The 638-nt window shown below is 47.5% G+C and carries 1 pseudogene; it reads right to left on the bottom strand.

Annotation, left to right across the window (positions count from 1 at the left end):
* Nucleotides 1–127: 127 nt before the first annotated feature.
* A pseudogene (locus R7Z50_RS28440) lies at nucleotides 128–638 on the bottom strand (glycogen debranching enzyme); the annotation flags it as partial.

Here is a 638-nt window from a genome sequence, read left to right as displayed (position 1 = left end):
TTATCTAGGTGATGAGTTTTATGGCTGATTGGTGTTCAAAGATGTATGTTGGGGTATCTGTCTGCAAGCAATGAAAAAAGCCGATACAGATGTTTGTATCGGCTTTTTGTTTTAGGTGTTGTATTGGCTAGCTTTGCAATTGCTCACCTTGTGGCGAGTTTGGCTTTGGTTGGTAATGCAAAATCACCATCGAGGTCGGTGACAGCAAGACTTCACCTTCTGCGTGCCCAGGATTGAGGTTGCGCACATTGGTATCACAAATCGTTACCCATTCTTGATTACGCTCGTTTGGCAGCTTAAATCGCGCAGTGGCGTTCGTTTGGTTGATGAGGTAAACCAACTCTTGCCCGTCTTTACCAATGCCTAAGTGAAGCGCTACGGAGCTTAATCGGTTCCAGTCGTCGTGTTCCATTAATCGGCCATCGGTTCGACGCCAGAAAATGCGGTTGTTGTTGCGATTTTCGCCGCTGAAAGCACGGATGAAAGGCACCATGTATTGGTGACGGTTTGCGACCATTTGCGCCATCCAAGTTTTGAAGTGCGCTTTGCGCTCCGTCTCGCTCCAGTTGATCCAACTGGTTTTATTGTCTTGGCAGTAGGCGTTGTTGTTGCCACCTTGCGAGTGTGACAATACATCG

It is taken from the genome of Vibrio sp. 1249-1, from assembly GCF_033340495.1.
This window is presented reverse-complemented; position numbering and strand designations above follow the sequence as displayed.